This window comes from Nonomuraea purpurea, assembly GCF_042650645.1.
GTDB classification, from domain to species: Bacteria; Actinomycetota; Actinomycetes; order Streptosporangiales; family Streptosporangiaceae; genus Nonomuraea; species Nonomuraea purpurea.
The window spans coordinates 151,930-178,371 of sequence record NZ_JBHSBI010000006.1 but is presented as its reverse complement, the minus strand read 5'-3'; the positions used below and the strand labels follow the sequence as shown (position 1 = coordinate 178,371).

Genomic DNA, 26,442 nt, shown 5'->3' with positions numbered 1-26,442 from the left:
TCAGTTCACCAGCAGGGCGCTGTCCCATGACGTCGCCGGTACGTCCCCCGTGGCGTAGGTGTGGAGGGCGAGGGCGATGCCCGCGGCTCCTTCCAGGAAGCCGGGACGGTCGAGGGCGCGCGCCGCGAGCGAGTGGCGGTAGCGGTAACCGAACGGCGCCTCGGGGTCGAACCCGTCCACCACCCGCGCCGCCAGCGTGTCGGCGATGGCGTGGTAGCCGGGGTCGGCGCTGTCGTGTGCCATGCGCAGCACGATCTGCAGCAGCCCCGCCCAGCCGTGACACAGCGCGGAGTCGCAGATCAGCTCGTCGCTCGCCACGGTCAGCGCGCCACGAAGGGCGGCATGCGCGTCGGCGCGCCAGTCCGGACGGTCCAGCGCGGCCCCGGCCAGGTACACGGCCCGTGCCGCGCCCGCGGCGCCGTAGCACCACGAGTCACGTGCGCGTTCCGGCGGTTGCCCGCTTTCGAGGTGTGCCGGCGTGATCAGGTGCGGCCAGCGCGGACCGGCCTCGTCGGTCGTGCGCCAGCGGGACAACAACGCCATGATCCGCTCGATGGCCTCGTCCTGGCGCTCCACCCGGAACCCCGCCCGCCAGGCGACGGACAGGAGCGCGAGCGGCCCGCAGACACCGTGGGCGAGACCGAAGTTGACGTGCTCGACCAGCCCGTGCTCCAGCCCGTCGGTGACCCACCACACGGGCACCCGGGTGCCGTGGCGCGCGATGTCGTCCGCGGTCGCCGCGGCCACCAGCGACTCCAGCACCTCGATCAGCGCGAGCTCCGCCGCCTGCCCGGCCGTCGACTCGTGGCGGGCCAGCAGGTAGCGGCCGATCCCGGCGGTGCCGCCCAGGACGTCGTAGCGGTCCCACGCGCCGACCGGCTCGCCGGCACGCACCCGCTCCCGGTCGGCCCGCGCGCGTTGCCGGACGTGGTCGATGATGTGCCGGTCCAGTCCGTCCAGCATCGTGGCGTAGCCGCCGAATCCGGTGGCCGCGGCGTGCCCGGCGAACGCGAGCGCCACCATGCCGCCGAACAACGACTGCGGCAGCAGCCGGATACCGCTGCCGAGCGCCGCGGACAGGTGCGCGTGCGCCCGGCCACGCAGTTCCGGCGCCCCCGCGGCCAGCTCCGCGAACAGCAGGCCGACTCCGGGGTGACCGTCGGAGAGCAGCAGCGGATCCCACACCGGTTGCGGCTTGCCCGGGTAACGCATGAGGTTGTCGGGCACGCCCGCGATCTCGGCCACCCGGTGCGGCTCCGCCAGCCGGTCCGCGATCTCGGCGACGATCCTCGCGGCCGCCTGCCGGTGGGCCGGCGCGGCCGAGCCGGAGCGGTCAGTCGGTGTCGGCGCGGGTGACGGCACGGAAGCTCTCCAATTCCTGCAGCAGGTGGCGGACCTCCGCGCGCTGGGGCGCGGGCAGTTCAGCGACGCGCACCACCTCGCCGGCGTTCAGCCGGTCCAGCACCGCGAGGGTTTCGGCGGTGATCGTGCCGGACGTGACGTTGCCGTTCGCGGCGCACCTGCGGGCACCGTCGCCGGGCGCGGCCAGCAGGGGAGCGCACGCGCGGACGGGGGTGTCGTCGTCAAGCGGGCGAAGCCCGGCGGGAGCCTGGGTCGGCCAGAACCCACCCGCCGTTCTCACCTGCAGGGCCAGGCCGGCGGCCCGTTCGGCGAACCGGTCGCGGCTCAGACGTTCCGCGAAGGCGTCCACGGCGTCGGCCAGGGCCGTGGGCAACTCACCGGCCAGGCGCCCGTCAGGTCCGGCATCGGGGGTGAACAGCGGGGCGGACGCCTCCGGCCGGGTGCCACGGAACAGGTCCTTGATCTCGTAGTACGGCCGGTGCTCGCGGCGCGGGATGCCCACGTTGACACTTGTCGCAGGCGCGTCGCCGGCGCTCTCCCCGACGTGGTAATACCGCGACGGCCAGTACAGCAGGTCGCCCGGCTCGACCTCGGCGACGAACGAGGACGCCAGGTACGGCTGGTAGTCCAGCACCGTGTGCACCGGTTCCGACCAGGGGCGTTCGGCCCAGAACCGCATCCGCTTGCTGCCGCGCACGCAGAACATGAAGGTGGCGAAACGATCCTGGTGCACGCCGACCGGGCTGTGCTCGTAGGAGCCGTGGAACATCGTGGAGCCCGCGGTGTGCGTCGGCTGACCGACCCGCTCCCAGAGGCCGGCGTAGAACCGATGCGCGCGTGTCCACAGTGGGTGGGAGAATGCGTGGAACCGGTGCACCACGAGGGCGTAACGCTGCCCGTGCAGCCGCTCGGCCATGCGCCGCTCGTAGCCGTCGAACGTACGGTCCGACAGCTCCGGCAGGTAGTCGCGTGGCCGCGTCTGCTGCCGCCGCCGCACGAGGAACTGCACATTCCCCGGGACGGCGAGCGGATGCGGCGGCCGGCTGCCGAGCACGGCGGTCTCGAACACCTCCGCCTCGGCGAACGCCACGCTGTCGATGTTCTTGTACAACACGGGTCTTTGGTCCCAGAACCGGTCGACGAAGGTGTCCCAGTCGAAGGACTTCTCGATCGTCAGCGTCATCGCGCGGGCACCTCGATCACGTCGATGCCGCGCAGCCGGTACAGCTTGTCCAGCAACGCGAGCACACTCTTCTCCTCACCGCCGATGGCACGGCACACCTCGGCGACATCGGTCTCCTCGCCGTCGCCGAGTGCGGCGAACACCCGCTCGCCCGCGGCTCTCGGCAGGGTGAAGACGTTCCCGTTGACCGCCCACACCTCGTGATCGGGCCCGTCGGGCATCCGGACGATCTCGCTCGACCGGCGGACGCGGGTCTGCCCGGTCATCGGGACGCCCTCGCGCGGCACCGGAATCGGTTCGAGACCGCCCGCGGAACGCAACGCCGCCCAGCGCACGCGCAGCATCCTGCGTAGTGGCTCGCCGTCCACGACCGCGCGCAGCTCGTCGCCGAGCCCGGTCAGGTGGGGCAGCACGCCGCCCTGCTCGTCGACGCGGGACCCGGGACCGAACGGGAAGTACGGCACGGTCTCGTCGTTGCCCTGCCGGCCGTGCACCAGATCGGCGAGCAGATCCCGCAAGGCCGTGAACGGCAGCCGCCGTTCGGTCGGAATCCGCAGGCGCAGCGCCACACACCGTTCGCGGTAGGTGTCCACGTGCCGCTGGTCGCCCGGCCAGTACAGCAGCTCTCCGGCGTCGGCGCTCATGGTCCGCACACCGTCCAGGTCGTGGTCCGGGTCGGCGATCGCGGAGGGTGGGGGACCGTGGCGCTCGTCCCACAGCCGCACGTCCATCCGCCCGCGCAGCACCCAGGTCAGCGCCGCGTGGGTCGGCGCCTCGGCCGCGCCGACGTGCTGGGTGAACCGGTCGCCGATCAGCACCTCGGCGAGCACCGGGAGGTTCGGCCAGCCGACCGCCCGCCACAGCCCGCGGATCGCCTCACGCACCGCGGACCACATCGCGAAGTCCAGGAGCAACGGCTGCCGCACGGTGAGCAGGTAGCCCCGCCCGGACGTGTCGGCGTCCAGCCGGTCGAGGTAGTCGTCCAGGGTCAGGTCGGTGGTGTCGGGAAGCCGCGTGCCGGGCGCGCGCAGCCAGCCGTCGCCGACCAGGAGCCGCACGTCGGGCATCACCCAGAACCGGGTGCCGGCGCGGAACGGGGCGCACGACTGGACGGTCAGGGCGTGGACCTGGTCGAGGCCGACCGGTGGCCGGGCGCGTAGCCGGGTGGGCTGGTCGTCCCAGTAGCGCTGCGCGAACAGCGCCCAGTCGACGTCGCCTGGCGCCTGCCGCGCCTGGTGGATCAGTGTCGTCATGATGCTTCCCTCCCCGTCAGGGGATACCGCTGCCGAATCCGGTCCGTGTAGTCCGCGAGTGGCTCCATGCCCATCGCGGCGCGGCGGTGGTTCACCTCGTCCGGGTCCTCGATCGGGCATGGCACCAGCTTTCCCGCCACGGGCTCGAACTTCGTCCCGTACACCTGGGGGAGCCCGTCGGCGAGGCGGAGTTCGTCGGTCAGGTACGCGACCTCACGCCACGGGAGGTCGCCGCCCGCCGCCGCCTGCCGCATCAGTTCGAGGCAGTGGCGGCGAAAGTCCAGGTGCTCTCGCGCGTGCTGCACGAGGCGGCTGGCCGCGGCGGCGGCCGCCGCGCCGACCATCCTGTGGCCCGGCCACCCATGGTCGGCCACGACCTCGGACAGCCAGGCGATGCCGGCGTCGGTCAGGGTGCGCAGGCGGCGTTCTGCGGCGTCGTCGGCCATGCCGCCAGCCGCCCACGGCATCCGGATGGCACCGTCGAGCCGGTCCAGCCGCAGCAGCCGGCGCCGGATCTCCCCGGCGGGCGCCGGCTCGACCGGGACCTCCGGCGCGTCCAGCGCGTCGATGCGCAGCCGTACCCTCTCCTGGGTCCAGAGGTAGGTGATGCGCCTGCCCACCTCCGGCCAGTCGAAGCCGACCTGGCCCTCGGCGGGACTCTGCAGGTGCAGCCGCACGCCCAGCGACTCGTCCGTGACGACGTGCTCCGTCACCTCGTCGAACACGTGCTCCACCGCGTCCCGAAGCGCCACTCCGAGACCGGCGAGTTCGAGGTTGGCGCCGTCGAGCAGTTCCCGCAGCGGGGGCCAGCCGCCCTCCGGCTCCGGCCGGGCCGCGACCCGGGCCGTCTCGAACGGCCGCGGCGGCGGCTCGACCCGCAGCACCGGCCCGCCGTCCAGCGAACGGACGAAGTAGGGCACGTCCATGCGTCGAAGCTGGTCGAGTTCCGCCCGGTCGAAGCGCACGTCCGGCTCGGCGGGAACCGGCGCGGCGCCGCCGCCGGACAGCCAGCGTGGCACCAGTGCGTCGAAGTACCGGAACGTGGGCTGCCGCAACACCCGGACGTAGTGGCCGGCGGCGGCCGTCGACAGGAACCGCCGGATCGCCGGCCGCTGCCGGCACATCAGGGTCCAGGCGTCGAACATGCCACGCAGCATCGCCGGCAGGTAGGGACCGTACCCGGACCGTCCTTCTGTGTCCGCGACGACGGTCCTGGTCTCGTCCCTGGCGTAGGACCGGCGGCGGCGGTAAAGACGCAGCGCCCCTGTCGGCTCCGCGCGCCAGCACACCGGCGGGCCCTCGGCGCTGCACCACCGCGGGGTGCTCTCCAGGCCGACGTGGTGCTGCTCGACCTCGGCGGTCGGGTCGTACAGCAGGCCCGTGTCATAGAGGCGGGGAACCCGGCAGAAGTAGATCTCCAGATCGATCGGATACAGCAGCGGCTCACTCTCGCCGGGCCTGCTCCCGGTCACCACGTTGCCGCCGATCATGTCGGTGATCCCGAAGGCGAACATCGCGGCGGCCAGCGAGCCGGTTCTGTGCCAGAACCGCGCCGCCTCCCGAGGGGCGAGCCGGGTGCCGGTCAGGCGCCACTCCCCGGACGTGCGGATGGGCCCCCACTGCGCGGGCGGCTCGATCCATTCCTGCCACAGGTAACCCTGTTCCGCGCCGGACCAGCACGAAAGCACCGGCAGCCGGACCTCGCCTGACGCCGCGGGCGCGTTGTTGAGCAGGTCGAACACCGATGCGGGCGTTCCTTCGCCTCCGCACGCGGTGAACAGCAACTCGCCGGAGGCCGGACGCGGCTTGTAGGCGACCCGGCCACCGCCGGCGCAGTCCAGCCGCAACACCCGTTGCCGGCCGTTGTGGGTTTCCTCGCCGTGTGTCCACAACCCGACGACCGGGCCGTGGAAGGCCGGGTTCTCGGGCCAGCAGGTGTTCATGTCGCGCAGCAACCGGTCAAGGAAAAGCGTCAGGAACGCCTCGCAGCGCGCCGCCCACTCCGCCACTCGGTCGCGGGCGTAGTGCGCTCGTCCGGTGGCGCAGGCCACGAACGCCTCGGACACCACAGGACCGAAGACCTCGGCGTTGGTGACGTCCAGCACGCCATCGGCGAGGACCGTCGAATATCGCCGGGTGGCGGAAACACACCAGGCGTCCAACCGCTCCAATAACGCCAGCAGCGGCGTGAACCGCCGGTCTTCGAGGGCGTGCGCGAGCATCCGCGCGTCCGCCGCGCCACCGAGCAGCCGGTCGACCTTGACCGTCCCCTCCGGGCCGGCCGTGACGACAGGGGGGAACAGCCCGCCCGCCGTGCCCTCGCGGACCGCGGCGACCATGCGCCGTGCTACCGGCGGTAGGACGGCGTCCTGATCGGCGTCGCCGGTTGGGGGACGCAGTTCCCAGAGCGGCTCGACGTCCGCCGGCGTATCCGACAAAGCTTCCTCCCAACTCGTCGCGAGGCCCATCCGGGTGGCGCCGCCGTCAGCGGCACCACCCGGAACGCATCAGCAGCAGTAGACGCCTGCGCACGTACCGCAGGCGGTGCCGCTGCCCGAGTTCGTCGGTGACGCGAGCGGCGGAATCTCCTTCTCCAGATCGCCGATCACCAGATCGAAGATTTCGTCGACGCTCTGGTCCGACCTGACCTGACCCTTCTCCATGACCATCCCTTTCCGCACGGAGTGACAAATCCGACATTCAGTACAACTAGGGGAAATGACCTTGTCAAGGGACTGCGATTCTCGGCAAAGAAGTGGCGATTGTGTGCATCCTTGACTGACGTAGGTATTTCGGGTCTCATGCTCTGAGTGACGCGCCACGGGTGTTCGGGCGCGGAATCTCCGCACCTGAACGGCGACATGCCCGGACGCCCTACGGAGCCAGTTCGGATTCGTGCACCATCGCCTCGATGTCGTGCGCCAGAGCAAGCCATGACTGCGCCGCCTGCTGCGCCAGTTGAGCCACGGCTGCCAGACAGTGCGGCGGGAGAGCGCTGAGATCCGGTGCCTCGTCGGCATCGGGAACATGGCGGGAAAGCCATCGAAGTAACTGGCGCCCTGCCTCTTTGTCGCGCAGCGCGGGATCGCGGCGCAGCTTCTCCATCACCGTCACCGGGTCCGGTGACTCGGCGCCCCGTCTGACGAGGAAGGCCGGCTCCCGCACGGGCACGGTCTCGAGCTGCTTGCGGACCTTGCTGACGGTTCCCGGGGAAACGCCGGCGGCGGCGGCGATGACGCGAAGGGACGCGCTGGGACGCTCGGAGATGATCTGCGCGACCCGGTCCCGGCGCTGGGCGGCGGCCACGGGGTAGCGGTGCCCGTCCTGGCCGACGCGGGTGTCATGCCGCGAGGGATCCCCGATGCTGCGGCGAATCGCGGCCACGGTCTTGTCCGACAGGCCGGCCTTCTTGGCTATCCCCCTGTCAGACGACGCAGGGAACGCCCCAAGAATCCTGAGCGCCGCCGACTTACGATCGGCGAGCGACAGATGGAGACCGTGCTTGACGTTGAGTTCGACCGCATGGGCGAAGGCTTCCTCCTCGTCGCCGTCGAAGAAGCGCGCCGCGATCGTGGCGCACCTCGCGCGGGTCGCGGCGTGCAGGCGGTGCATGCCGTCGATGACCCGCATCGTCGGCCGGTGCACCCATATCGGCGGCAATTCGGTCAGGCATTCCATCAGCCTGCCGACATGCTCCTCGTCGATTCCGTCCGACCGAGGCGAGTCCGCGGGCAGCAGCGCCTCTATGGAGACTTCATGTACTCCTCCATAGGGGACGACGTCCGCCGCGGCGGCGTTGCTCACACCCTCACGCATGCACGTCCCTAACGTTTGCGTCGATGTGAGCGGACGATAGTGGCCGACGTTGAAATATCGCTGAAACGGCGCTGATCGCCTGCTCTGGGCGGCGCGAGGCGCGTGGGTAGCTGTCCGTCTGTAAGGCTTTCGTCGCTTCGTACCAAGTATGGGTGTAGAACGACGAAGGGAGCATGGCCGGTGCGTCGCAAACAGGCGGAGTTCGCCACGGACTCCGTGGCGTTCGAGGCCTTCTACCGGCGGAACGTCGAGGGCATCACGCGATTCCTCGCCCGCCGGATCGATGACCCCCATGCGGTCGCGGACCTTGTGGCGGATGTGTTCCTCGCGGTGATGGAGTCCGCGCACACCTACCGGCCGGGACGGGGCAGCGAGGTCGCGTGGCTGTACGGAGTGGCACGCAACACGCTCTCGGCCGAACGGCGCAGGACGTTGAGGGAATCCCAGCTGACCGACCGCGTGAGCAGACGGCGGCCGCTCGACAGTGATGACATCGCCCGGCTGGAGGAGCGCATCGACGCGGAGCGGCCTGCCCGGCGGGCCTTTCAGGCCATGGCCGATTTACCTGAGGGGGAACGCGCCGTACTGGAGCTGGTCGCCCTCGACCAGTTGACGGTCACGGAAGCCGCGAGCACCCTGGGCATTCGGTCGGGGACCGCCATGGTCAGGCTGCACCGCGCTCGCCGAACGCTCAAGGAACTGCCCCTCGTCATGGAAGGAACCGGCTAATGAGTTTCGAGGAGCAGTTGCTGATGGATCTGAAAGTCGAATTCGCCGCGCGGGCGGAGCGCCGGCGCCGCGCTGTCCGCCGCATGTCCGTGGGGGCGGCGGTGGTGGGGCTCGCCGCCGCGGCGGCGATCGCGGTACCGCTGCTGACCGGTACGGAGAGACCGGCGTACGCGGTGACCAAGAACACCGATGGCACGGTCAGCGTGCTGATCAAGGAGTTCAGGGACGCCGACAAGCTGCAGCAGGACCTCGGCAAGCTGGGCATTCCCGCCGACATCACCTATCGCAGGCCGGGAAAGACCTGCGGGCCTGACAGGGGCCGGCTCGTCGAGGGCAAGATGGGCATGGGGCCCGAGGCGTGGGCGAAGTCCGTTCACCGCAAGGTGGCCGAGCTGGTCAACGATGACGAGGTCGCCATCCACCCCCAGTACATCGGCGACGACCAGACCCTGGTGATGGAGATCACCGAAAAGAATGGCTTGGGGCCCAAGTTTCCACGAGTAGACCTGGCGTTCCGTGGGCTGCTGATCGCGGGCAAGGTCAAGCCATGCGGCGTCGTCGATGCTGACTATGAGCTGCGCGGCGGAGGCTGATCCGGCAAGGAATCCACTCCGACAGGCGAACGCCGCAGTGGACGGATGGTCAAAATCCTGTGCACCGCCGGCTAACGACATCGCGCGCATCAATTGGCACGCTTGGGCGCGGGGATCCGGCGCTCTCCGCCGTCGCCCCGCTCCCAACCAGCCAGAGGAGAACGTGCGTGGGATTCAGGCGATACAGAACGAAGGTGCTGGCCGCTTTTGCCGCCGCTGCGACCGTGGCGATCATGGGTACGGGCCCCGCCGCGGCTGCCACCTCGGCTGACGACGAGGTGGACGCGTCCGCGATCCTCTACTGGGCGTTCGTGAACGAAGAAACTGGTGAATGCCTGGCCACCTACCAAAGCGGCGCGATCCGCTCGGTGTCCTGCGATGACAAAGGTCAGGCCGGGCAGTGGCACTGGATAAGAAGCGAGTGGAACAGTGATTACCGGCTGCTCAAGAACAGGTGGACCGGGAAATGTCTGATCGGGACGAACCCGGTGACGTCGGGGAACTGCGAGGACTGGACGAGCAGGCATTGGGACAACAGGGCCTGGCGTGACAGTTATTATCTCTTCAACGCGGAGAAGAGCAAGTTTCTGAGGGACGCTTACTGGGGCGAGAACGAGCTCGATCTGGCCGGCTGGTCCAGTGACTCGAATATCCTCTGGAAAATGCAGCAGGTAGTCGAAGTCCGCCCCTAGCGGCGGCGGGACGATCGTAGCTGAGAGGGGTTCCGGGGCCCCTTCTCTCGTGGAGGGCTTCAGCGGGTGTCATGAGGGCGTTCTCAAGGTGATACTCCTCCTTGGAACTCATACGAGGAAGGAGCGCACGCGTGCGAACCCGACAAGGTGCTCGAATCGTGCTGCTGGACCGCGATGAGCGGGTTCTCATGATCCAGGTCAGGAACGACGGCGCCATCGTCGTGCCCGGGCAGCCTACGCCCGAGTTGTGCTGGATCATGCCGGGTGGCGGTCTCGAACCGGGTGAGAGCTTTCTCGATGCCGCCCGCCGTGAGCTGTTCGAAGAGACCGGTCTCAGCGGCGTGGACTGGGGGCCCTGCCTGTGGACCCGCGACAGGAACGTGCACTGGTCGGGCGAGCCCGTGCACATGCACGAGCGGTACTTCCTGGCACGGGTCCGCGACGACGCAGCCGTCAGCCGCGATCATCTGCAACCCGGGGAAGGCGACGCGATCATCGAGCACCGCTGGTGGTCGCAGGCCGAGCTGGCGGCGACCGAGGCCACCCTGCGGCCGCCCGGGCTGCCCGGCCTGCTCGCCGACGTGGTGAACGCGAACGGGCGGCTGCCGTCCGAGCCGCTCGCCCTGGACGTGTGAGGCGCTTCAGCGCAGGTCAGGAGTCGAAGCGCAGGGCGCGCAGAGCCTCCGCCTGTTCGGCGGTGACGCCTCTGGCGCGTTCGCCGGCCGCCTCGGCGGGGGTGAGGCCGGCGCCGGCCCATGACGCCGTCTCTTCGAATGGGATGCCCGCCTGCCACCATGCCCGTGCCACCGCCATCGGGCCGAGGCCGCGCCGCACGTGCCGCGCCGCCTCGGAGGGCCGCAGGCCGAGCTCCTTCCACATGCGCGCGGTGGCGGCGTCGATGTTGTGCCCGGCCCACGCGCCGGCCTCGTCGTCGGTCCAGCTCTCCTTGATGTAGCCGTACACGACCAGGGCGTCGGCGCGGCCGGCTCGGGCGAGGAAGCGCTGCGTCGGGTCCTGGGGCTCGCCGCCGCCGGTGAAGGCCATCAGGCTGCCGAACGGGTCGTCGCGCGAGCCGGGTTCGCGGCCGTGGACGAGGTCGAAAGCCTGGTCGGGAGTAAGGCTCTGTTTGCGGTACGTGAGTGCGTCGTCGAGCTCGAACTCGTACTCGTGCCACAGAAGAGCCTCGGCCGCCGAGAGCCCCGCCACGTGGCAGGCGCCGACCGTCTCGGGGGTGATGCCGGCGGTCGCCCACTGCACGGCCAGGGCCGGGTCCGTCACCCCCGCGCGGCGCCAGGCACGTGCCTGTTCGGCGCTCAGGCGCCAGCGCCACCAGCGGCGGGCCTCGTCCTGCGGTATCCCCGCGGCCAGGTACGGGTTCGGGTCGAACGTCATGATGCGGCTCCAATGAGTACGGTGTCCGCCCACGGAGGCGTCTGGGCGGCGGCGAGCAGGGCGATGATCACCCGGGTCCTGGGCGGGCGGTCCGGCCAAGGGGTGAGGCCGTCGGTGAGGACGATGATCAGGTCGGGCGGTGGACGCAGCGCCAGGGCCGCGGCGAACCCCGTACGCAGGTCCGTGCCCCCGCCCCCGCCCAGCCGCAGGTCCGAGATCCGGGCGAGGGACTGGGCGCGGTAGGCCCGGGCGTCGCACGAGATGACCTTGACCAGCCCTCGGCCGACGCCGACGGCCCGCAGCACCCCGGCGGTCTCGGCCACCGCCTGGGCCAGCATGGCGTCGCTCACCGAACCTGAGGTGTCGATCAGCAGCGCCACCGAGGGCAGCGGACGGCGCAGGCTGGGCAGGACGAGGTGCGGCAGGGCGGCGGACCGGCGCGAGGGACGCCGGTAGGTGAAGTCGACGCGTCCCGCGACGTCCGCGACGCCGCGGCGGATGCTCGCCGACAGGCGCCTTCGCCAGTTCACGGTCGGTTCGAGAACGTGGTCGGCCCAGCGGAGCCAGCCTGCCGGGAGGTCGTCGCGCAGGCGATGGTGTTCGCGGATGCGTCTGGCGGTGTCGAGCGCGGTGAGCCGGGCGCCGGTACGGGACAGGCCGGGGCCGGCGTGGTCCCAGACGCGGGGCAGACCGTCGCACGCGCTGCCGCAGTCGCCGTCGAGAAGTTCGGTGTGGTCGAGGTTCGGCAGTGCGGCCCAGTACTGCTCGGCGGTGCCGCCGTCCGGCAGCCCCAGCCGTTTGGGGGTGGCCGCTTGCGGGGGAAGTGCGCCGAAGGCGAGGTCGTCGTTGATCTCCGCGTCGGCGGCCAGGTTCCAGCGCCGCCGGTCGTCGTTCCAGTGGGTGGCCGGGCAGCGGCGGGCGTGTTCACGCAGCAGATGGGTCAGTTGGTGGACCAGCCAGAACCCCACCTCCCGCACGCTTTGGCGGTCGAGCTCATGAGGGCTCACGTGGACGTGCCAGCGGGTGTCGGCGGGGAAGCGGCTCAGCCCGTCGCGGTCGACGGCGACGGGGTGCAGGGCGAGCAGCGCGTGGGCCAGGTAGGGGGCCTGGTGGGCGGCCCAGACGCGGGCCGCCGCCCACTTCCCGCGCAGGTCGGGAGGGAACGTGTCCAGCATGCCGGCCCCTACGCGATGAGCCCGGCGGCACGCAGGATCGGGGCCAGCTCCAGCAGCGCCTCGGGGATGCGGGCGCCGGCGGGCCGGTGGGCGGCCAGCGTTCTGGCGGCCAGAGTGGCGACGTCGGGCGCGGTACGGGCGGCCTTGGCGATCACCCGCCACGCGGCCTGCCACAGGTCCGCGTCGCCCGCCGCGACGGTGACGCTCACGACCGAGGTGAGCACGGCGAACGCCCGGTCGCCTCGGCCCGGAAGTTCGAACGCGTCCGGGTTCTGGAGCACGGTCATGGGGTCGGGCAGGTCCAGATGCTCCCGCCACGACAGGAACTCCAGGGCCGCGCCCTCGCCGACGGCACCGGCCACCAGCACGGCCAGGACGTCAGGTGAAGCCTCGACGGCCGAGCAGGCGGCGATCAACCTGGCCGCCGCCTCCCACGAACGCGGACTGGGCCACCCCAGTCCGGCCGCCGCCCCGTCCAGCCTGACCGCCGTCCCGCCTACCCTTGGCACACTCTGATCCGCCGTCGCGTCATCCGGTCCGTGCGAACCTTGGCCGTTCGGGCCGGGTGCTGCGCCGTTCGGGACGTGCAGGGCCAGCGCCGGTCTGACTTCCAGGAACGCCGCCACGGACGCTCGGGCCGCGGCGGCGTGCTCCGGCGTCGGGGGACGCTCGAACGCCGACAGCGGTGGGAGGGGAAAGCCCATGGTCAGGCCGCGGGCGATCTGCCTGCCGTCGACCGGCCAGGTGAGATGGACGAGCCGGTTGGCCAGCGGCGGCGCCAGCTCCCAGCCGTCGGCCGCCTCCTGCGGAGGGTTGGCGGCGGCGACCACGTGCACCTTGTCGGGCAGCCGTACGTCGCCGACCACGCGTTCGAGCACCACGCGCAGCATCGCCGCCTGGACCGCCGGGGGAGCGGTGGTCAGCTCGTCCAGGAACAGCAGGCCGTGGCCTGCGGAGACGAGCCGCTGGGCCCACGCCGGCGGGGCCAGCCGTACGGCGCCGTCGGAGATCACCGGCAGGCCGGCGAAGTCGCTCGGCTCCCTGATCGAGCCGATCACCACCTCGATCGGCCAGTTCAGCGACTCGGCCAGGGCGACCACGGCGGAGGTCTTGCCGGTGCCAGGGCTGCCCCACAGCAGCGTCGGCACGCCCGCCGACACCGCGATCGACAGCGCTTCGAGCACCACCTGACTGTCCATGCTCATCCGTCCACGCCTGCCATGGCACCGAAGCCGGGTACGCCGAGTTGCCGCCGTACCAGGGCCAGCTGGTGTGCGGGCAGTTCACGCAGCACGGCGGCGACGCCCTCGCCCAGGACGGCGGCGGCCTTGTCCCGCAGGGCGGCGGTGTCACGGGGCGAGACGGCCGTGGCGGCCCTGCCGGATGCGGTGGCCGGGCTCTCGTTCAGACCCGTGGCGGTGTCGCCGGGAGGGGCAGCGGTGCCGGAAAGGGCCGTGGCGGTGTTGCGGGGAGTGGCGGCGGTGCCGGAAAAGGCTGTCGCGGCGGTGTCGTCGCGAGCGGCAGGGAGCCGGACCTGGGGGACCGCTTGCCGGAACACTTCGGCCTCCCATGGGACGTCCACGATCGCGGTGCGGGCGATGTGCGCGATCTCCTCGGCCGAGGGTGGGGTGGGGATGCCGAGCCGGGTGGTGAGCCGGTCGCCGATCAGCATTCCGGCCAGGTAGCCTCGGGCGGCCGCCGGGGTGTGGCGTGGGCGGGGGTCGAGGCCGCGCACCCAGGCGGTGACGGTTTCGGCGACCAAGCGGGCGGCGAGATGGCTGGGGCGTTCGGACAGCCCGAAGTCGCCGAGGTCGTACTGGTTCGCGGAGATCACCAGCGACACGCCGTGCCCTGGCCAGCCGCGGGTGAAGTGGCTCCAGCCCCACAGGTACTCGCCGCCGTGGCCGATGTGCTCGTCGAACACGTTGAACACCAGCCCGACCGACGTCTTCGCGCGCTGCCCCAGACGGTCGCCGCCGGCGGCCTGCGGTGTGATCATCTGCTGGGCCGTGTCCGGGCGGAGGATGGCGCCGGAGTCGAGGTGGCCCCCGTTGAGCAGCGCGAGGATGAACCGGGCGTGGTCGCCGGGCGTGGTCAGCGCGGATCCGGCCGGGTAGTCGCCGGGGTACAGCGCCGGCAGCGGGAACCGGAACCCGGGCAGCGTCGCGTACCCGACCGACCGGCGCTGCAGCAGCTCGGCGGGGACGAAGTCGGGGTGCTGCGCCGGGGGAAAGCAGGTCGAGTCCATCGCCAAGGGGGCGAAGACGTGCCGTCGCACCCACTCGGAGAACGGCACCCGGTCGGGGTTGAGCTGTTCGACGAGAAGGCCCACCACGGCGATCCCGAGGTTGCTGTACTGGTAGCCCGCGCCCACGGGCCCGGCCCAGAACGGCAGGACGGCCCCGCCGTAGGCGTCGGAACGTCCGGCCGCGAACACCCGTCGCAGGTGTTCGCCCAGGGGCGCGGGCGGCACCCGGTCCCAGTTGCCCATGCTGGTGCCCAGGCCGCTGTGATGGGTCAGCAGGTCGCGCAGTGTGATCGGGCGCGGGCCGTGCGGGTTGTCGATGCGCAGCCCGTCCAGGTGGTCGTTGACCGGAACGTCCAGCCCGATCAGGCCGCGTTCGACGAGCTGCATGGCGGCCACGCCGGTGTAGGGCTTGGCGTCCGAGCCGGTCGGGCCGACCGTGTCGGTCGTCATCGGGCGGCCGGTGGCGAGGTCGGCGAGTCCGTACGCCCGGGTCAGCGCCACCTCCCTGCCGACGCCCACCGCGATGGACAATCCCGGCGTCCCGCAGTGATCCATGATCTCCGGCACGAGCCCGTCGAGTGCCTCTGCCAGCGAGTCGATGTTCATGCGTCAAGGCTGGCATTGACAATCTGAAAGTGTCAAGGCATTCGTTGACAGGCATAATGGTGGGGTGCCTGAGCTTCCCGATCTCGCCGAGCTGCTGCTGATCGTCGACGCGCGCGGTCCTGGCGCCGACCCGCTGACCAGGCTCACCGAGGCCGAAGGCGTGCTCGCCGACCTGCAGGGCGTCGGCGACCGGCTGCTGGGCTACCTCGTCGAGCTGGCCAGGGCGGAGGGCTGCTCATGGTCCGACATCGGCGACCGGCTCGGCATCAGCCGCCAGGCGGCCCAGCAGCGTTACGGGCGACGGTGGTCCAGCCTCACCGTCGGCGACCTCGCCACAGCGGGGGCGTTCGAGCGCTACACCGGCCGCGCCAAGACCGCGCTCGAACGGGCCGAGGAACACGCCCGGCGGTTGCGCCAGCCCGCCATCGGGGCCGGCCACATACTCCTCGCCATTCTCGACGACCCTGACACGCTCGCCGTGAAGGCGATCAGCGCCCAGGGCGTCGATCCGGCCAGGCTCCGGGCCAGCCTCGAGGAACGGTTGCCCGCCGGGTCCGAGGCGCCGGCGGCCGTCGCGGTCGGGACCGACGCCCGGCGCGGGTTGTCGGCGGCGCTGGCCGAGACCGCCGAGCTCAGGCACAACTACATCGGCACCGAGCACATGCTCCTCGGCCTCCTGCGCGACCGGTCGGGCGTGGTCGGGGACGTTCTGCGCGATCACGGGCTGACCCTCGAACCGACCAGGGACGCCGTCCGCGCGGCCATCGACGCCTTCCTCCGCGCCCGCGAGGCATAGCGGCCTCCGCTGCGGATCAGGGGGTGGCGCACGACGATCTCGCGGTGCTCGCGCCGCCCTCGACGTTTCGGCTGGTCACGCCGCCGGAGAAGGTCACGGCCCCGCCGGAGTCGGACGCGCCGGTCAGATCGGCCGGGGTGCCGTCGGCATTCCTGCCCTCCACCTTCAGCGAGGTGGTGCCGTCGAGCGGCAGCGTGGTGGTCTCCGCCGAGAGCGTGACGCCGACGGGCGCCGAGTCGGCGGCGGCGGGCAGGCCGGTCAGGGGCACGGCAAGCAGGGCGACGGCCGGGAGGCCACGAGTTCGAACACGTCCCACCACCGCTCCTCTGGGGAGATGAGGGATTTTGAGGATACATGTTGGATTTGCTCACATTTCAGCCATCTAGCACTCGTGCGTCAATGGTTTGCAGCCAACTTTCGGTGAAGAGCTGAAAGTTTTCGTTGAGATATTGCAAGTCGAGGGAACGCGGAGGTAATGTCTCGCGGCATCAGGCCGCCTCCGCATCCCCCGGGAGTTCGATCATGGCCAACCTCGACCGACGCCGATTCCTCCAGCTCAGCGCGCTGGCAGTTGGTGGATCCGCGCTTTCCGCCTGCGGAGGGGGAGGCACTGCCGCGGCCCCGGCTCCGTCAGGCCCGACCGGCACCGCCGCGACCGGCAACGTCACCGTGTGGAGCTGGCAGGGTCCGGCCGCGATGATGAAGGAGCTCGTGCCCGGCTTCCAGCAGGCGTACCCCGGCATCAAGGTCGATGTCCAGGACATCGGCAACCCGGCCATCTGGGACAAGATCACCACTGGGATGGCCGCGGGCGGCCAAGGGCTCGGCGACGTCCTGCACATCGGCGTCGACTACCTGCCCTCCTACATCGAGAAGTTCCCCGGCGGGCTGGCCGACCTGGTACCGCTCGGCGCCGACCAGCACAAGGCCAAGTTCGCCCAGGGCATGTGGGAGACCGTCAGCAGGGACGGCAAGGTCTACGCGCTGCCCTGGGAGGCGAACTCGGCCGGCTTCTACTACCGGGCCGACCTGTTCGAGCAGGCGGGAGTGGACGTCGAGGCGCTGCAGACCTGGGACGAGGTCATCGAAGCCGGGATCAAGCTCAAGGAGAAGACCGGCGTCCAGCTGCTCGCCATCGACAAGCCCGCCTCGCAGGCCGACTCCGCGAACTTCTTCCAGATGCTGATCCAGCTCCAGGACAGCTTCTACTTCGACATGCAGGGCAACGTCACGCTCGACACGCCGCAGGCGATCACCGCCATGACGATCATCAAGAAGCTCAACGACGCCGGCCTGGTAGCCGACATGTCGGGCGGCTGGAACACCATGATCAGCACGATCAAGAAGGGCTCGGTGGCGGTCCAGTCCATGCCCACCTGGTTCGGAGGCATCGTCGAGGAGAACGCGCCCGACCAGAAGGGCAAATGGAAGGTCCGGCTCCCGCCCGCCGTCACCGCGGGCGGCAAGGTATCCGCCACCGTCAACTCCACGCACCTGGCCGTGGCGGGCACCAGCAAGGTCAGGGAGGCCGCCTACGCCTTCGCCGAGTACGTGCTCACCCGGCCGGAGAGCCAAGTCGCCATCTACAAGGGCAAGGGCATCGCGCCCGCCCTCATGTCGGCGTACGACGACCCGATCTTCCACGAGGAGTCCGCCTTCTTCAGCGGGCAGAAGAAGGGCGAGGTCTTCTTCGACGCGCTCAAGAGCCCCTCCTACGTGACCAACTACTCCGCCGACTACCCCCGAGCGCTCAAGGCCGTCACCGACGCCCAGACCAAGGTGCTGCTCAAGGGCGCCGACCCGGCCGCCGTGCTCAAGGAGGCCGCCGACCTCATCGCCCAGCAGACGGGCCGTAAGGTCCTGCGATGACCGCCGTCACCGAGCGGGCCGCCGCCACGGTGCCCCGGCGCCCGCCCTCCCGCCGGTGGACGGGCAAGAAGCTCGCCCCCTACCTGTTCGTACTCCCCGCAATAGCCCTGTTCGCCATCTTCAAGCTCTATCCGATCGCCTGGTCGTTCTGGCTGAGCCTGTTCAGAACCGACGGCGCGCTGCAGACCTTCGCCGGGGCGGCGAACTACCAGCGCCTGGCCGGCGACCCGCTGTTCTGGACCGCGCTGGGCAACACCACGGTCATCCTGCTGGTCCAGGTGCCGGTCATGCTGGCGCTGGCGATCGGGTTGGCGGTCGCGCTCAACTCCTCGCTGCTCAGGTTCAAGGGCTTCATCAGGCTCGGCTTCTTCATGCCCATGATCACCGGCCTGGTCGCGTACGGACTGCTCTTCGCGGTGCTGCTCAACCCGCAGTTCGGCCTGGTCAACTGGGTGCTCGGGCTGGCCGGCGTGGCCCCGATCCCGTGGCTGACCGACACGCTGTGGGCTCGGGTCGCCATCGGCCTCGCCCTGACCTGGCACTACACGGGCTACAACGCGGTGATCTACCTGTCGCGGCTGCAGGCGCTGCCCCAGGACCACTACGACGCCGCCGCCGTGGACGGGGCCGGCGCCTGGGGCCGCTTCAGGCACGTCACGCTGCCAGGGCTGCGCCCCGTCATCCTGCTCACGCTGGTCATGTCCACGATCGGCACGCTGCAACTCTTCGACGAGCCGTACATCATGACCAACGGCGGCCCCGATAACAGCACGTTGACCCTCGGCCTGTACCTGTACAACAACGGTTTCAAGTTCTTCGACTTCGGATACGCCTCGGCCATCGGCTACGCACTCGCCGTGATCATCGGGATTCTCGGCATCGTTCAGTTCCGCTTCCTGGGGGACCGCACATGACCGAGCTTGTCGAGGTCATCAGTGAGCAGGGAAACATGGGCCCGACGAAGGAGGGTTCATGATGCGCAAAACGATGCTGACCTCGTCGCTGCTGATCATGGTCACCGTGGTTCTGGCGCCGTTCTACTGGCTGGTCGTCGCGAGCACACACAGCACGGCCGAGGTGTTCGGCAGCCCGCCGCCGCTGTTGCCCGGCGGGAACCTGATGGACAACCTGGCTTCGCTGGAGTCGGCCGTCGGCTTCGGCAGGGTCGTGGCCAACTCCACGCTGATCGCCACGATCTACACGCTGCTCGCCGGGCTGGTCTGCACGATGGCCGGGTACGGCTTCGCGAAGTACACCTTCCGCGGCAAGGAGCTGATGTTCGGGCTGCTGATGCTGGGCCTGGTCATCCCCAGCCAGGTGACGCTGGTGCCGCTGTTCAAGATGATGCTGGCGCTGGACTGGCTCAACACCTACCAGGCGATCGTCCTGCCCAACCTGGCGTTGCCGTTCGGGATCTTCCTGATGCGGCAGTCGATGTCCGCGCTGCCCGACGAATTGCTCTCCGCCGGGCGCGTCGACGGTTGCGGCGAGTTGCGGCTGTTCTGGCGCGTGGTGCTGCCGCCGATGCGGCCCGCGCTCGCGGCGCTCGGCATCTACCTCTTCCTCTACCAGTGGAACGACTTCGTCTGGCCGCTCATCGCGCTGCGCACGCGTGACGCCTACACGATCCCGCTGGCCATAGCCTCCATGCAGGGCGCCAACGACACCGACTACGGCGCGATCCTCGCGGGTACGGCCGTCGCCGCCATCCCGATGGCGATCCTGTTCCTTGCGCTGCAACGACATTTCGTCTCCGGACTTCTCGCGGGAGCTGTGAAAGAGTGAGCGTCACGACCGCCGGGCTCGCGCCCGCGCCCACTGAGCATCTGCTCGACGATGTACGGCTGGCCGTCCTGACGCACACCCCCGGCGCCACCGCGGGCTGGGAGCTGACCGTCCAGCCCGGTGGCACCGAGCTGCTGGAGATCCACTCCACCGGCGAGCTGGAGATCAGGTTGTCGGTCCCGCTCGGCGACGCGGTCGGCTTCTGGCACCCGGACGCCCAGTGGACGCGCACCCTCGTCGCCGACTGGGCGGGGCTGGCGAGCGTCTCACTGGTGAGCGGCGCGGTGGCCGCCTGCCTGTACGACAGCCGCGGCGCCTCCATGCTGGCCTTCGCCGCGCTGGACCCGGTGCCCGAGACCACCATGCGGTACGGCGTCTCCGAGGAGAACAAGACGTTCGTGGTGCACCTGCGGGTGCCCGCGGGCGGCTCGCCGTACCGGATGGTCTTCGCCCGCACCTCGCCGACCGTCGCGACCGCGATGCGCGCGCTGCGCGGCGCGCTGGCGGAAGGGCCGAGCGCGCCGGAGGGCGCGCGGACCCCGGTCTACTCGACCTGGTACGGCTTCAGCCAGGCGGTCGAGGCGACCGCCGTGGAGGCTGAGGCGGCGCTGGCGGCCGGGCTCGGCTGCGGGACGATCATCCTGGACGACGGCTGGCAGGAACTGGGCAACGGCCGCGGTTACCGGGGCGTGGGGGACTGGCGACCCGATACATCGAAATTTCCGGATTTCGCCGGGCATGTTGCCCGAGTACGGGACATGGGGCTGGAGTACGTCGTCTGGGTCGCCCCGCTGCTGCTCGGCCCGGAGGCCGAGTGTTTCCCCGCCCTGTCCGCGTACGCGTCGAAGGAGTGGGCCGTGCCCGGCGCGCACGCGCTCGATCCGCGAATCCCGCAGGTGCGGGCGCACGTGGTGGAGACCTGCGCCAGGCTCGTCAGGAACTACGGGCTCGACGGGCTGAAGATCGACTTCCTGGACCAGGCGATGGTCCACGCCGGCACGCCCTCGCCCGGGGACATCGCCGACGTGGGCACGGCCATGCGGGCGCTGCTGGCCGAGCTGGTCGCGGAGATCGAGGCGATCCGGCCAGGCGCGCTGATCGAGTTCCGCCAGCCGTACGTGGGGCCGGGCATGACGCCCTTCTGCAACATGTTGCGGGCCACCGACTGCCCGGCCGACGCGGTCGCCAACCGGGTGCGGACCATCGACATCGCCTTCCTGGCCGGGGCCGGGGCCGTACACGCCGACATGCTCATGTGGGACCCGGCGGCGCCGGCGCACACGGCCGCCCGCCAGCTGATCGGAGCGCTGCACTCCGTGCCGCAGATTTCGGCCAGGCTGGGCGAGTTGTCCGGCGAGCACCGGCGCATGGTGGCGTTCTGGCTGGCACGCTGGCGCGAGTTGCGGCCAGTGCTGCTGGACGGCGAGGTGGAGCCCGGCCGCCCGGACGAGCTCTACCCCGTCGTGAGCGCCGCGCTCGGCGAGGAGTGCGTGATCAGTGTGACCGCCGACCGCGTGGTCTCGATCGACGCCGCGCGGTTCCGGAAGGTCACCGTCGTCAACGGCACCGCCTCGGACCGGCTGGTGCTGGAGGTCGGCGGCGCGACCCTCAGCGTGGCACGGGCCTTCCGCGCGGACGGCTCTAGGATCGAGGCGTCGGAGCGGCGGCTGGGGCCGGGTCTGTGCGTGCTGGACGTTCCGCCGTCCGGGCTGGCCGAGCTGGAGGTTGCGCAGTGAAGATCGGCATCACCGAGGTGGCGGCCAGGGCCGAGGTGAGCGAGGCCACGGTCAGCCGGGTCGTCAACCGGCGCGCCGGGGTGTCGGCCAAGACCCGCGAGGTCGTGGAGCGTGCCATGGCCGAGCTCGGCTACGAGCGCTCGACCCGCGGCCAGCTCGTCGCGGTGATCACGCCGGGGCTGTCCAGCCCGTTCTTCACCGACGTGGCCGAGCTCATCGAGGCCGCGCTGGCGCCCCACGGGCTCAAGGGCGTGCTCTGCCCGGCGCTGCCGGGCGGCATCCAAGAGCGTGAGTTCGTGACCGCGCTGGCCGAGCATGGCGTGGCCGCGGTGGTGTTCCTCTCGGCCAGCAACACCCTCGAAGACGCCGATCCCGAGACCTACGACATGCTGGCCGCGCGGCGCATCCCGTTCGTGGGGGTCAACGGCGGTTTCGAGCGACACGACATGCCGGTGCTGTCGACCGACGACCACCTGTCGGCCGAACTGGCCGTCGATCACCTCTGGGCGCTGGGCCACCGCAGGATTGGCCTGGCCTCGGGCCCCACAGGAAACCGGCCGGCGGATCGGCGGGCCGAGGGGTTCAGGGCCGCGATGGCGCGCAGGGGCGTGACCGACACAGGTTCGCTGGTGGTCAGGCAGCACTACACGATCGAGGGCGGCCAATCGGCAACCGCCGAGTTGCTCCGGCACGATGCGACCGCGGTGGTGGCGGCCAGCGACTTCATGGCGCTCGGCGCGATCAGGGCGGTCCGCAGGGCCGGGCTCACCGTGCCCGGCGACGTCTCCATCGTGGGGCACGACGGGTCGATGATCATGGAGTTCGTGGACCCGCCGTTGACCACCGTGCGCCAGCCGCTCGACCGGCTGGCCAAGGAGGTGGCGCGGAGCGTCATCGCGCTGGTGGGCAATCGCGAGGTGCCGAAGGGCGAGCTGCTGTTCAGCCCGGAGCTGGTGGTACGCGGGTCCACGGCGCCGCCGCGCTGAGCCCGCCTAAGTCCCGATATTTCGTCTCTTTGTGCTCAGAAATTTCATCCTATCATCGGGAGAATTCCATGAAGTGGAAGGCGTTTCCCGTCCTCGTCGGCTCCTCGCTGCTGGCCGCCACGGCCCTGACCCCCGCGCGAGCCGCCGCTGGCCCGCTCGTCATCGTCAACCCCGGGTTCGAGAAGGACGCCGAGGGCTGGACGTTCACCCAGGGCACCGGCGTCGCCACCAACAAGCCCCACGGCGGCGCCAAACTCATCTACCTCGACTCCGGCGCGGGCAAGAGCGTGAGTCAGGCGATCACGGCCCCTGCCGCGGGCCGCTATACGATCTCGGCCTGGATCGCCACCGGCGGCGCGGGCGGCACGTTCACCGTCCTGCGCGACGGCGCCGACGTGGGCACGATCACCCTGCCGTCGCGCGCCACGTACAGCAGGTACACCCACCCGAACGTGGAACTGGCGGAGGGCGACCGCCTCGAGATCGTCTTCGGCTCCGGCTCCGGCTGGGTCAACGCCGACGACGTGATGGTCTCGCCGGGAGCCACCGCCGACCCGCGGGTCACCTCGTCCAACACCCAGATCGTCGAGCTGTTCGACTGGGCCAAGGCCAAGGCGGGCGGCTGGGCGCACCAGGACGGCGTCCCCGGCCCGCTCAACGTGGACGAGCGGAACCCGGCGGGCACCGGCGAGGGCGTCTACACCTCCTCCTACTGGGCCGGATACGCCCACCGCACCGGCTATTACTCGCGCGACTTCGCCCACCAGCTCGCCGGGGCGCACATCCTGGGCCTGGACCGGGAGAACAAGAACATGCTGCGCTCCTTTGCCGCCTCGGCGACCGAGGAGCACAAGTTCTACCCGGTCTGGGCGCTGAACTTCGACGCCAGGACCTACCTGGCCATCGACTACCGCTCGCCGACCGACTTCGTCCGCGAGGTGCCCGCCACGTTCGAGCTCGTGGAGAAGGCCAACCAGGCGTTCAGGTGGACCGGCGACCGCGCCTACCTCGACGATCCGGTGTTGTGGAACTACTACCAGCGCGCCACGAGCGACTTCGTCACACTGCACGACGGCCAGATTCCCAACGGCACTGTCAAGGTCGCCGAGGGCACGGGCAAGGGCATATTCCAGGGCGCGGCCAGCTACAACGAGGTCAGCGGCGAGCCGCTGGCCGAGGCGGGCGACGCCATCGGCGCCCAGTACCAGGCATACCGAGCCCTGGCCGATCTCGCTCGCGACAAGCACGACATCAAGACGTCGCAGCGGGCCGCCAAGCAGGCCCGCGACCTGAAGAGCTACTTCAACCAGACCTGGAGCGTGAAGCCCGGCTCAGACGAGTTCGTCCGCGCCTACACCGTCGACGGCACCCCGCTGACCGGCTTCGGCAAGGAGAACAGCTGGTTCATGCCGATGAAGGGCATCATCGACGCCGGGCCGCGCAACGACGCCTACCTCGACTTCATCGACACCGCGGCGACAGGGGCCGAAGGGCCGCGCAATATTGAGGCGATCACGTACCTGCCGGACACGTTCTTCCGGCACAACCACAACGAGACCGCGTGGAAGTGGATGCGCTACGTCTACAACCAGCGCGAGACCAATCACGTCAGCAGCCGCCAAGGGCTCAACGGCGACTACCCTGAGGTGCCGTTCACGCTGGTCAGCCAGACCGTCGAGGGGCTCATGGGCATCCAGCCCGACGCGCCGAGGCGGACTGTCGCCACCCAGTCGCGGTTGCCCGCCGACATCGGCTGGCTGCAGGTGGCCGACGTGCCGGTCGGCGACGGCACTGTGACCGTGCGGCATGACGGGCAGGTGTCCTCGGCCTTCACCAACGCCTCCAACGGGCTTCGCCTCTGGGAGGCGAGGTTCGCGGGCGAGCACCGGTGGCTGGAGGTCGACGGCCACCGCGCGCCCGGCTTGCGCAAGGTGATCGACGGCGTGACCTACACCGTCGCCGTGGTGCCGGTGCGGGCCGGCCAGACCGCCACTGTCAAGGTCGCCGGCTGACCGGGCCGGCAGAGAAGTCGCACGGGGCGCGCTCCCCAGGCCGCGGGAGGAACTGGGGCGCGTCGTCCGGCTCAGAGCTCGATGCCGTTGATGATCTTCGTGAGCTCCGGCACGAGGGGCTGGCTGGCCATCACGGTGACGACGACGCCCTCGCGCTCGATCCAGCCCGCGTACCGGCCATGGCCCAGCGCGCCGTCACCTGACTGGGTAAGCACCTGACGGCCGCCGATCTTCTCGGTCTTCGTATCTCCCGAGAACTTCTCGAAAGCCAAGTACTTCTGGAGCTCGATCGGCGGGTTTTTGAGCTGCGCCAGCCGGCTCGCCCTCGGCCGGCACACCACCCTGACAAACAGCGACCGATGCTTGCGGTCCACATCGTCGCGGTCATCACTCCACCCGTAACCGTATGCGGTGATGCCATCGTGCGTGTTCGCGTTGACCTGGCCGTAGATGAAGCCCTTGGGGATGTGGGTCACGCGGACCCCCTTGACGGCGTCGGCGCTCCTGGGGGGCTTGTCGGCCGCCGCTACCTGGGGTGGACCTTCAGCCCCTACAACCACACCAAGACCATGACGATGGCCATGACGCTCCGGCTCGCCCGCGAGCTCGAAGGCTCGGCAGTGACGGCGAACGTGATCTATCCAGGACACGGCCACACGCCCATGAACAAGGCCACCTCGATCGGGGCGTTCCCGCTGCTCTACCGGCCGATCGCGCCGCTGCTCCTGAAGGTCGTCGCGCCGCTTCTGCTGTCAAACATCAGCAAACCCGCCCGATCCAGCATTTACGCCGCGTCGAGTGCCGAACTGAAGGGGGTGACCGGGGTGTACGTCGACGACAAGTGCCGCCGCAGGCCGCTGCCTGGCAGCGCGCTGGACCCGGCCAACCAGCAGGCCGTCTGGGACCTGTGCGTCAGGCTCAGTCGAGGATGAGCAGGTGGAAATTGCGTGGCGGCCGTCGTGGGGCGGCACCCAGACTGGTCGGGTGAGCAGAACGGTCAGCGTGTGGGTGACGTCGGGGGCGGACCGCCTCGGCGTCGTCGGCCCGTTCCCCGTGGACGTGCCGTGGTGGGCGGAGGTGGAGCCGGTCGTCGCGCACATACGCCGGACGCTCGGCGTCGACGTGCTGGTGCTGCGCCTGCTCCGGGTGGAGGGAGGGGAGGGCGGCCGCGACGGCCACGCGACCTACCACGCCGAAGCGCTCCGGCACTCAGGTTCGCCGGCCCCGCTGCCCGCCGACCAGACGCCGCTTGACGACGAGCAGGAGTTGCGCGCTCCCTGGGCCACGATCGACGGGCTGCGCGAGGCGCTGAGCTGGGCCTCCGACGCGCTGACCGCCGCGGGCCGCCCGATGAGCGGCCCGGTCGAGCAGCGCAGGACCTGGAACCTGGCGGGCCTGTTCCGCCTGCCCACCGATCGGGGACCGGTCTGGCTGAAGACCACGCCGCGGTTCGCCACCGACGAGGCCGCCGTCATCGGCGCGTTCGCGGGCCAGAGCCAGGACCTGGTGCCCGCCGTCATCGCCGCGGCGACGGGGCGCGTCCTGCTGGAGCACGTGCCCGGTGAGGACTGCTGGGATGCCCCCGACGAGATCATCGCCGGCGCCGTGACCCGGCTGGTCGCCGCGCAGGCCGCGCTGGCGGGAGAGGTTCCTGCAGGGGTGCCGGACCGGCGCGGGCCCGTCCTCGCGGCCCGGGTACACGATCTGCTCGACGGCGACGTGGGCCGCGCGCTGACGTCCGAGGAGTTGGCGGACGCGTACGAGCTGGTCGAACGCTGGCCCCTGCTGGACGGATGCGGCCTGCCCGACACCCTCGTGCACGGCGACTTCCACCCCGGCAACTGCCGCAGCGACGGCGGCCCGCCGGTCCTGGTGGACTTCGCCGACGCCCACCTCGGCAACCCGGTGCTGGACGGCGTCCGTATCTGCGACTTCCTGCCCGAGGCCCGGCGGCCCGCCGCCGCCCGCGCCTGGATCGGAGCCTGGACGGCGCACGCGCCCGGCAGCGACCCCGCCAGGGCGCTGACGATCGCCGAACCGCTGGCGCATCTGGCCTACGCCGTGCGCTACCAGGAGTTCCTGGACGGCATCGAGCCGTCGGAACACGTCTACCACCTGGACGACCCCGTCAGCAGCGTCCGAGCCGCGCTGCGGGCCTGCTCGTCCCCCGAGCAGAAGCTGGCGGTGAGGGGCTGAAGCCGGAGTTCCG

25 protein-coding genes are annotated in these 26,442 nt (G+C 70.6%); 13 read left to right on the top strand and 12 right to left on the bottom strand.

Annotated features, from left to right (window positions below):
• The 6 genes from ACFOY2_RS14250 to ACFOY2_RS14225 all read right to left on the bottom strand — a co-directional run bounded on the left by ACFOY2_RS14250 (position 1) and on the right by ACFOY2_RS14225 (position 7,614).
• The gene (locus ACFOY2_RS14250) at positions 1–1,362 is read right to left on the bottom strand and encodes a lanthionine synthetase C family protein (protein WP_379528456.1); all 1,362 of its coding nucleotides are present in this window, start codon (positions 1,360–1,362) and stop codon (positions 1–3) included.
• Positions 1,334–2,545 (bottom strand): JmjC domain-containing protein, encoded by a 1,212-nt coding sequence (locus tag ACFOY2_RS14245; protein ID WP_379528455.1) that lies wholly within the window; start codon positions 2,543–2,545, stop codon positions 1,334–1,336. The genes ACFOY2_RS14250 and ACFOY2_RS14245 overlap by 29 nt, the downstream gene beginning before the upstream one ends.
• Positions 2,542–3,798, bottom strand: coding sequence for a hypothetical protein (locus ACFOY2_RS14240; protein WP_379528454.1), 1,257 nt, complete (start codon positions 3,796–3,798; stop codon positions 2,542–2,544). The genes ACFOY2_RS14245 and ACFOY2_RS14240 overlap by 4 nt, the downstream gene beginning before the upstream one ends.
• Positions 3,795–6,236: a DUF4135 domain-containing protein gene (locus ACFOY2_RS14235; protein ID WP_379528453.1), complete on the bottom strand. Its 2,442-nt coding sequence runs from the start codon at positions 6,234–6,236 to the stop codon at positions 3,795–3,797. Before ACFOY2_RS14235 ends, ACFOY2_RS14240 begins: the two co-directional genes overlap by 4 nt.
• 69 nt (positions 6,237–6,305) lie before the next feature.
• Positions 6,306–6,461 carry a hypothetical protein gene (locus ACFOY2_RS14230; protein ID WP_379528452.1) on the bottom strand — a complete coding sequence of 52 codons (156 nt, stop codon included), beginning with the start codon at positions 6,459–6,461 and terminating at the stop codon, positions 6,306–6,308.
• Between the two features lie 211 nt (positions 6,462–6,672).
• On the bottom strand, positions 6,673–7,614 hold the full coding sequence (locus tag ACFOY2_RS14225) for a ParB/RepB/Spo0J family partition protein (protein WP_379528451.1): 942 nt from the start codon (positions 7,612–7,614) through the stop codon (positions 6,673–6,675).
• A gap of 180 nt (positions 7,615–7,794) precedes the next feature.
• Here ACFOY2_RS14225 and ACFOY2_RS14220 point away from each other — a divergent pair, with 180 nt between their 5' ends.
• The 4 genes from ACFOY2_RS14220 (at position 7,795) to ACFOY2_RS14205 (ending at position 10,263) form a co-directional block, all read left to right on the top strand.
• Positions 7,795–8,343 (top strand): RNA polymerase sigma factor, encoded by a 549-nt coding sequence (locus tag ACFOY2_RS14220; protein WP_379528450.1) that lies wholly within the window; start codon positions 7,795–7,797, stop codon positions 8,341–8,343.
• Entirely contained in the window at positions 8,343–8,936 is a 594-nt protein-coding gene (locus tag ACFOY2_RS14215; protein WP_379528449.1) for a hypothetical protein, read from the top strand. Before ACFOY2_RS14220 ends, ACFOY2_RS14215 begins: the two co-directional genes overlap by 1 nt.
• Before the next feature lie 167 nt (positions 8,937–9,103).
• Complete coding sequence (locus ACFOY2_RS14210) at positions 9,104–9,628, top strand: hypothetical protein (protein WP_379528448.1); 525 nt, start codon at positions 9,104–9,106, stop codon at positions 9,626–9,628.
• Positions 9,629–9,759: 131 nt separating this feature from the next.
• The gene (locus ACFOY2_RS14205; protein ID WP_379528447.1) at positions 9,760–10,263 is read left to right on the top strand and encodes an NUDIX hydrolase; all 504 of its coding nucleotides are present in this window, start codon (positions 9,760–9,762) and stop codon (positions 10,261–10,263) included.
• A 16-nt stretch (positions 10,264–10,279) separates the two neighbouring features.
• Here the strand turns inward: ACFOY2_RS14205 and ACFOY2_RS14200 are convergent, their stop codons facing one another.
• The 4 genes from ACFOY2_RS14200 to ACFOY2_RS14185 are packed head-to-tail and all read right to left on the bottom strand — an operon-like array spanning position 10,280 to position 15,049.
• A complete protein-coding gene (locus ACFOY2_RS14200) occupies positions 10,280–11,020 on the bottom strand; it encodes a hypothetical protein (RefSeq protein WP_379528446.1) in 741 nt (246 codons plus the stop codon).
• The gene (locus tag ACFOY2_RS14195) at positions 11,017–12,195 is read right to left on the bottom strand and encodes a vWA domain-containing protein (RefSeq protein ID WP_379528445.1); all 1,179 of its coding nucleotides are present in this window, start codon (positions 12,193–12,195) and stop codon (positions 11,017–11,019) included. The genes ACFOY2_RS14200 and ACFOY2_RS14195 overlap by 4 nt, the downstream gene beginning before the upstream one ends.
• Positions 12,196–12,203: 8 nt before the next feature.
• Positions 12,204–13,400, bottom strand: coding sequence for an AAA family ATPase (locus ACFOY2_RS14190; protein WP_379528444.1), 1,197 nt, complete (start codon positions 13,398–13,400; stop codon positions 12,204–12,206).
• The gene (locus ACFOY2_RS14185; protein WP_379528443.1) at positions 13,397–15,049 is read right to left on the bottom strand and encodes a serine hydrolase domain-containing protein; all 1,653 of its coding nucleotides are present in this window, start codon (positions 15,047–15,049) and stop codon (positions 13,397–13,399) included. Before ACFOY2_RS14185 ends, ACFOY2_RS14190 begins: the two co-directional genes overlap by 4 nt.
• Positions 15,050–15,113: 64 nt before the next feature.
• Between ACFOY2_RS14185 and ACFOY2_RS14180 the strand changes: the two genes are divergently transcribed.
• Positions 15,114–15,845: a Clp protease N-terminal domain-containing protein gene (locus ACFOY2_RS14180; RefSeq protein WP_379528442.1), complete on the top strand. Its 732-nt coding sequence runs from the start codon at positions 15,114–15,116 to the stop codon at positions 15,843–15,845.
• 16 nt (positions 15,846–15,861) lie between these two features.
• On the opposite strand, the gene ACFOY2_RS14175 is transcribed toward ACFOY2_RS14180, so the two are convergent.
• Positions 15,862–16,161: a hypothetical protein gene (locus ACFOY2_RS14175; RefSeq protein WP_379528441.1), complete on the bottom strand. Its 300-nt coding sequence runs from the start codon at positions 16,159–16,161 to the stop codon at positions 15,862–15,864.
• A gap of 206 nt (positions 16,162–16,367) precedes the next feature.
• On the opposite strand from ACFOY2_RS14175, the gene ACFOY2_RS14170 reads away from it, so the two are divergent.
• The 6 genes from ACFOY2_RS14170 to ACFOY2_RS14145 all read left to right on the top strand — a co-directional run bounded on the left by ACFOY2_RS14170 (position 16,368) and on the right by ACFOY2_RS14145 (position 24,233).
• On the top strand, positions 16,368–17,714 hold the full coding sequence (locus ACFOY2_RS14170) for an ABC transporter substrate-binding protein (protein WP_379528440.1): 1,347 nt from the start codon (positions 16,368–16,370) through the stop codon (positions 17,712–17,714).
• On the top strand, positions 17,711–18,628 hold the full coding sequence (locus tag ACFOY2_RS14165; RefSeq protein ID WP_379528439.1) for a carbohydrate ABC transporter permease: 918 nt from the start codon (positions 17,711–17,713) through the stop codon (positions 18,626–18,628). Before ACFOY2_RS14170 ends, ACFOY2_RS14165 begins: the two co-directional genes overlap by 4 nt.
• A gap of 58 nt (positions 18,629–18,686) precedes the next feature.
• The gene (locus ACFOY2_RS14160; RefSeq protein ID WP_379528438.1) at positions 18,687–19,499 is read left to right on the top strand and encodes a carbohydrate ABC transporter permease; all 813 of its coding nucleotides are present in this window, start codon (positions 18,687–18,689) and stop codon (positions 19,497–19,499) included.
• Positions 19,496–21,235, top strand: coding sequence for a glycoside hydrolase family 36 protein (locus tag ACFOY2_RS14155; RefSeq protein ID WP_379528437.1), 1,740 nt, complete (start codon positions 19,496–19,498; stop codon positions 21,233–21,235). The genes ACFOY2_RS14160 and ACFOY2_RS14155 overlap by 4 nt, the downstream gene beginning before the upstream one ends.
• Positions 21,232–22,221, top strand: coding sequence for a LacI family DNA-binding transcriptional regulator (locus tag ACFOY2_RS14150; protein WP_379528436.1), 990 nt, complete (start codon positions 21,232–21,234; stop codon positions 22,219–22,221). Before ACFOY2_RS14155 ends, ACFOY2_RS14150 begins: the two co-directional genes overlap by 4 nt.
• Positions 22,222–22,289: 68 nt before the next feature.
• Entirely contained in the window at positions 22,290–24,233 is a 1,944-nt protein-coding gene (locus ACFOY2_RS14145; protein WP_379528435.1) for a hypothetical protein, read from the top strand.
• A 71-nt stretch (positions 24,234–24,304) separates the two neighbouring features.
• Here ACFOY2_RS14145 and ACFOY2_RS14140 read toward each other — a convergent pair whose 3' ends face one another.
• On the bottom strand, positions 24,305–24,709 hold the full coding sequence (locus tag ACFOY2_RS14140; RefSeq protein WP_379528434.1) for a hypothetical protein: 405 nt from the start codon (positions 24,707–24,709) through the stop codon (positions 24,305–24,307).
• Between ACFOY2_RS14140 and ACFOY2_RS14135 the strand changes: the two genes are divergently transcribed.
• Both ACFOY2_RS14135 and ACFOY2_RS14130 read left to right on the top strand, forming a co-directional pair.
• The gene (locus ACFOY2_RS14135) at positions 24,701–25,165 is read left to right on the top strand and encodes a hypothetical protein (protein ID WP_379528433.1); all 465 of its coding nucleotides are present in this window, start codon (positions 24,701–24,703) and stop codon (positions 25,163–25,165) included. The genes ACFOY2_RS14140 and ACFOY2_RS14135 overlap by 9 nt on opposite strands.
• Before the next feature lie 52 nt (positions 25,166–25,217).
• Positions 25,218–26,429: an aminoglycoside phosphotransferase family protein gene (locus tag ACFOY2_RS14130; RefSeq protein WP_379528432.1), complete on the top strand. Its 1,212-nt coding sequence runs from the start codon at positions 25,218–25,220 to the stop codon at positions 26,427–26,429.
• Positions 26,430–26,442 lie beyond the last annotated feature (13 nt).

Bases quoted from the DNA above. Each gene is read 5' to 3' on its own strand.
- ACFOY2_RS14230 (WP_379528452.1), bottom strand. From the start codon at position 6,461: ATGGAGAAGGGTCAGGTCAGGTCGGACCAGAGCGTCGACGAAATCTTC.
- ACFOY2_RS14245 (WP_379528455.1), bottom strand. From the start codon at position 2,545: ATGACGCTGACGATCGAGAAGTCCTTCGACTGGGACACCTTCGTCGAC.
- ACFOY2_RS14145 (WP_379528435.1), top strand. From the start codon at position 22,290: ATGAAGTGGAAGGCGTTTCCCGTCCTCGTCGGCTCCTCGCTGCTGGCC.
- ACFOY2_RS14165 (WP_379528439.1), top strand. From the start codon at position 17,711: ATGACCGCCGTCACCGAGCGGGCCGCCGCCACGGTGCCCCGGCGCCCG.
- ACFOY2_RS14160 (WP_379528438.1), top strand. From the start codon at position 18,687: ATGATGCGCAAAACGATGCTGACCTCGTCGCTGCTGATCATGGTCACC.
- ACFOY2_RS14225 (WP_379528451.1), bottom strand. From the start codon at position 7,614: ATGCGTGAGGGTGTGAGCAACGCCGCCGCGGCGGACGTCGTCCCCTAT.
- ACFOY2_RS14200 (WP_379528446.1), bottom strand. From the start codon at position 11,020: ATGACGTTCGACCCGAACCCGTACCTGGCCGCGGGGATACCGCAGGAC.
- ACFOY2_RS14240 (WP_379528454.1), bottom strand. From the start codon at position 3,798: ATGACGACACTGATCCACCAGGCGCGGCAGGCGCCAGGCGACGTCGAC.
- ACFOY2_RS14190 (WP_379528444.1), bottom strand. From the start codon at position 13,400: ATGAGCATGGACAGTCAGGTGGTGCTCGAAGCGCTGTCGATCGCGGTG.
- ACFOY2_RS14170 (WP_379528440.1), top strand. From the start codon at position 16,368: ATGGCCAACCTCGACCGACGCCGATTCCTCCAGCTCAGCGCGCTGGCA.
- ACFOY2_RS14195 (WP_379528445.1), bottom strand. From the start codon at position 12,195: ATGCTGGACACGTTCCCTCCCGACCTGCGCGGGAAGTGGGCGGCGGCC.
- ACFOY2_RS14215 (WP_379528449.1), top strand. From the start codon at position 8,343: ATGAGTTTCGAGGAGCAGTTGCTGATGGATCTGAAAGTCGAATTCGCC.
- ACFOY2_RS14185 (WP_379528443.1), bottom strand. From the start codon at position 15,049: ATGAACATCGACTCGCTGGCAGAGGCACTCGACGGGCTCGTGCCGGAG.